We start from the raw sequence: 3,406 nt of genomic DNA, 5'->3' as shown, positions 1-3,406 counted from the left end.
CACTGACTTTGCAGATCAACGGAAGATACAGTGCTCCTTCGGTGACTGCCCAGGGAATCATGAAGCCGAGAGGCTCTATTGATTTTTCTGCAGATAAATCACTTTGGGAAGGCAAATGGGGGATTGGTTTGCGCGTGACAGATATTTTCAACACTCAGGGATTCTATTTCGAGGTAAATCAGCCAACTGTAGCTCAGTCAACCCAATTCAAATGGGAAACACGAAGAATCATTGTCAGTATTCGTTACCGATTCGGAAGAACGGATTTCAAAGAAGATAAACGTTCCAATGACAACGGTGGCGGAGGCTTTGACTTTTAATCCGGAATCTGTTTCAGACTTCGGTCGTTGACTTACGCTTTCTTACTGGTCACAGCCTGTACCGGGTAATGGATTCCCAAATGAATTAAAGCTTTGTCAAAACTTTTTGAACTGCTTCCTTTTTTTTCTTTGATAACTCTTGTTTTCATGACGTTGGTTTTATATGAAGTTACTCAATTAATGTGCCATACTCACCCGCTATTGATTGAAACGTTTTCACGACTGATTTTAGTGTATGACATAATAATTATCTAAAAAACGAGTTTCATGAATGATTGGATTTCCGAAGTGGCAGAAAAAAAGACCCATTTAAATAAAATTATGAGAATATTTAAGAACTCTGTTGGGAAATCCTTAAAAGAAGCGTACTTTTGTAACCCCTTTTTTTAACAAATGATCGACGAAGAGCTGTTTCAAGCAAAAAAATTATATCCGTTTCAGGAAAAGACTGTAAATGCAATTATAGACGAACTGGACAAGAACGGATCTGATTACAACCTACTATTCCAATTGCCGACAGGCGGGGGGAAAACCGTGATTTTTTCCGAAGTTGCGAAAAGCTATATTGAGCGTTACCAAAAGAAGGTATTGATCCTGACACACCGGATCGAATTATCTGTTCAGACGTCTAAGCAGCTGAACGCACTGGGTATTTCAAACAAGGTTATTTCAAGTGATGTAAAGAATCTGATTGATGAGGAACACCATCCGTGTTATATTGCGATGGTTGAAACGTTGAATAACCGCTTGCAGGAAGACGAAAATTTCGTGGATGGAGTAGGTTTGGTGATCGTGGATGAAGCGCATTACAACAGTTTCAGAAAGATCTTCCAGTATTATTCCGGTGCAAACATCTTAGGAGTTACAGCAACCCCTTTGAGTTCGAATAAAGCATTGCCCTTAAACGATCACTACAACAAATTGTTGGTAGGAGAGAGCATTTCTTCCCTGATTCAGGGCGGATATCTTTCCGATGCGGAAACGTTTACGTATGACGTGAACCTGCACGGTTTGAAGATCGGAACAAACGGTGATTTTACCGTCAGTTCATCTGAAACGGTGTATGGAAACTTCTTTATGCAGGAGAAATTATTGTTCGCATACGAGGAAGTCGCAGTCGGGAATAAGACTTTGATTTTTAATTCCGGAATCGAAACTTCCCTGCGTGTGGAAGAAACTTTCAAGAAAAGAGGATATAAAATCCGCCATTTGGATTCTACTTTTTCAGATAAAGACAGAAAAGACGTGTTGCATTGGTTTAAAACAACCAAGGATGCTATTCTGACTTCTGTCGGGATTTTGACAACCGGTTTTGATGAACCGACTGTTGAAACCATTATTTTGAATCGTGCCACGCGTTCTCTGACGTTGTATCATCAGATGATTGGTCGTGGTTCCCGTCGTTTGCCGAATAAAGCCAACTTCAAGCTGATTGATTTAGGAAATAACGTTCGCCGTTTCGGATTGTGGCAGGATTATATCAACTGGCAGGATGCATTCCGCTTCCCGGATCGCTTTTTGGAGTCGCGTTTGAGCGAAGACGATGACCTGGAGTTTGAGGTTGAGTTTGAATTCCCGCGTCACATGGAGCAACTGGTTGATACGGGCTTCCTGGAGAAGTTCAGTATTCGTGATATTTATTACGAATGCCTGGATAAAGGTGAGAAGGGAAAACTGGCAGTAGATTTGTCTTTGTCAAATCACTGTGAAGGAATTGTTCGTAAAACCAAAGACCTGGATGACGCCATTCAGATTGTGGATGCGCTTCAGGATCATATTGAGCACCGTTTGAAGGCGTATACGAAATGTATTGCGAAAAGTACTCCGAATTACTTCAAGTACCTGATGGAAACGTATAACCGTCAGCTGCGCCAGGAAATCCGCATGAAATTTGACGAAATTGAAGCAGAGGCAGATGCTGACGCCAATACGAATGCCAATTAAGAATTGATTTTTATAGATTGAATAAAAAAATGCAGGAAGTTATTTCCTGCATTTTTTGTTTAGTGAATTTTTCAGGTAAAGTTTATTTTAATAATTGATCAGTAATTCCGTTGTGTCGAAAGGAACGGTGTTTACCTGTAGTGTGCCGTTATTGGTTGTTCCCTGCACATCGTAGAAAATTTTGTACGACGTATTTCCATCGTTGATGCAGTAAACAGATTGATCCGTTACATTATCCAATTGGATTTCTCCGGTTGGGCAGCATTCAGAGCATCCGTTTTTTCCGCCTTGTTTGTAGTATTTAATCACTTTTGTTCCGTCACTGACAAAATGTAGTCTGACCCATGATCTTGCATACATATTCTAATTAAATGCATTGTCATCTTTCAGTGATAAATTATCTAATGTTGTTGTTGAACCGTCTGAAAAATAATTGGCTTTCGTAACAGAAATACTAATGCTTTGGTATTTGTCGCGTTTCAGCTCATAACTATAGTTTCCATTGGCATCGGTGGTCAAAGTTGCCAGGGTAGAGCCTACAGATCCGGAAGACGTTGCTGTGATGACAACCTGAGCGCCGGCAAGCGGAGAATTGAATGATGAATCGTAAACTGTTCCTTTGATTTGGTACGTTAAATCTTTTTTCTTGCACGAATTGATAGCGAAAAATGCAAGGATTCCAAGAAGAGGGATTAATTTTTTCATGGTAAAATTAAAATTTTAACAAATAGCTGTGTTTTTAATTGATTTAATCACGTTTTTTATTTCGGATGATTGTTAACAAAGTCCTTAAACATGAAATTTAATCATTCAATTTATGTCTTCCTTAACCCCTGAAAACCCAGTAAATATAGAGCTATCGGAGTTTATTAACTTAAATAGTTGAATAAAAAATATTCACTTTTTTTAACAATGTGATCCAATCTAAAAATAAAGATATTATTTTCGCCGTGTAACTCAAAATTTATATTTATGTCAGAAAATTTAGACGCAACAACAACTGCAGCCCCTCAAGGGAAAGGAATGGCAATAACAGGATTCATCCTTGCTTTGGTTGGATTGGTATTGAACAATGTAATGGCTGGAATCGCTGTTTTGGCGATTATTGCTGGTGGAAGCGGATGGTTAATGTACCTTTGGTT

At 39.1% G+C, this 3,406-nt stretch carries 4 protein-coding genes; 2 read left to right on the top strand and 2 right to left on the bottom strand.

Translation table 11 applies throughout. The features are described 5' to 3' along the window. Positions 1-320, top strand: a 320-nt coding sequence (locus Q1V93_RS05940; RefSeq protein WP_300662765.1) for an outer membrane beta-barrel protein, incomplete at its 5' end; no start/stop codon positions are given. 393 nt (positions 321-713) lie between these two features. Further along, positions 714-2,264, top strand: a complete 1,551-nt coding sequence (locus Q1V93_RS05935; protein WP_300662762.1) for a DEAD/DEAH box helicase family protein — start codon at positions 714-716, stop codon at positions 2,262-2,264. An 87-nt stretch (positions 2,265-2,351) separates the two neighbouring features. On the opposite strand, the gene Q1V93_RS05930 is transcribed toward Q1V93_RS05935, so the two are convergent. Both Q1V93_RS05930 and Q1V93_RS05925 read right to left on the bottom strand, forming a co-directional pair. Next, positions 2,352-2,624: a hypothetical protein gene (locus Q1V93_RS05930; protein WP_300662760.1), complete on the bottom strand. Its 273-nt coding sequence runs from the start codon at positions 2,622-2,624 to the stop codon at positions 2,352-2,354. A gap of 3 nt (positions 2,625-2,627) precedes the next feature. Beyond that, positions 2,628-2,969, bottom strand: a complete 342-nt coding sequence (locus tag Q1V93_RS05925) for a carboxypeptidase-like regulatory domain-containing protein (protein WP_300662758.1) — start codon at positions 2,967-2,969, stop codon at positions 2,628-2,630. Between the last annotated feature and the right edge of the window lie 437 nt (positions 2,970-3,406).

It is taken from the genome of Fluviicola sp., from assembly GCF_030151805.1.
Classification (GTDB): domain Bacteria; phylum Bacteroidota; class Bacteroidia; order Flavobacteriales_D; family Crocinitomicaceae; genus Fluviicola.
This window is presented reverse-complemented; position numbering and strand designations above follow the sequence as displayed.

Coding starts and splice junctions, on each gene's coding strand:
- Q1V93_RS05935 (WP_300662762.1), top strand. CDS start 714: ATGATCGACGAAGAGCTGTTTCAAGCAAAAAAATTATATCCGTTTCAG.
- Q1V93_RS05930 (WP_300662760.1), bottom strand. CDS start 2,624: ATGTATGCAAGATCATGGGTCAGACTACATTTTGTCAGTGACGGAACA.
- Q1V93_RS05925 (WP_300662758.1), bottom strand. CDS start 2,969: ATGAAAAAATTAATCCCTCTTCTTGGAATCCTTGCATTTTTCGCTATC.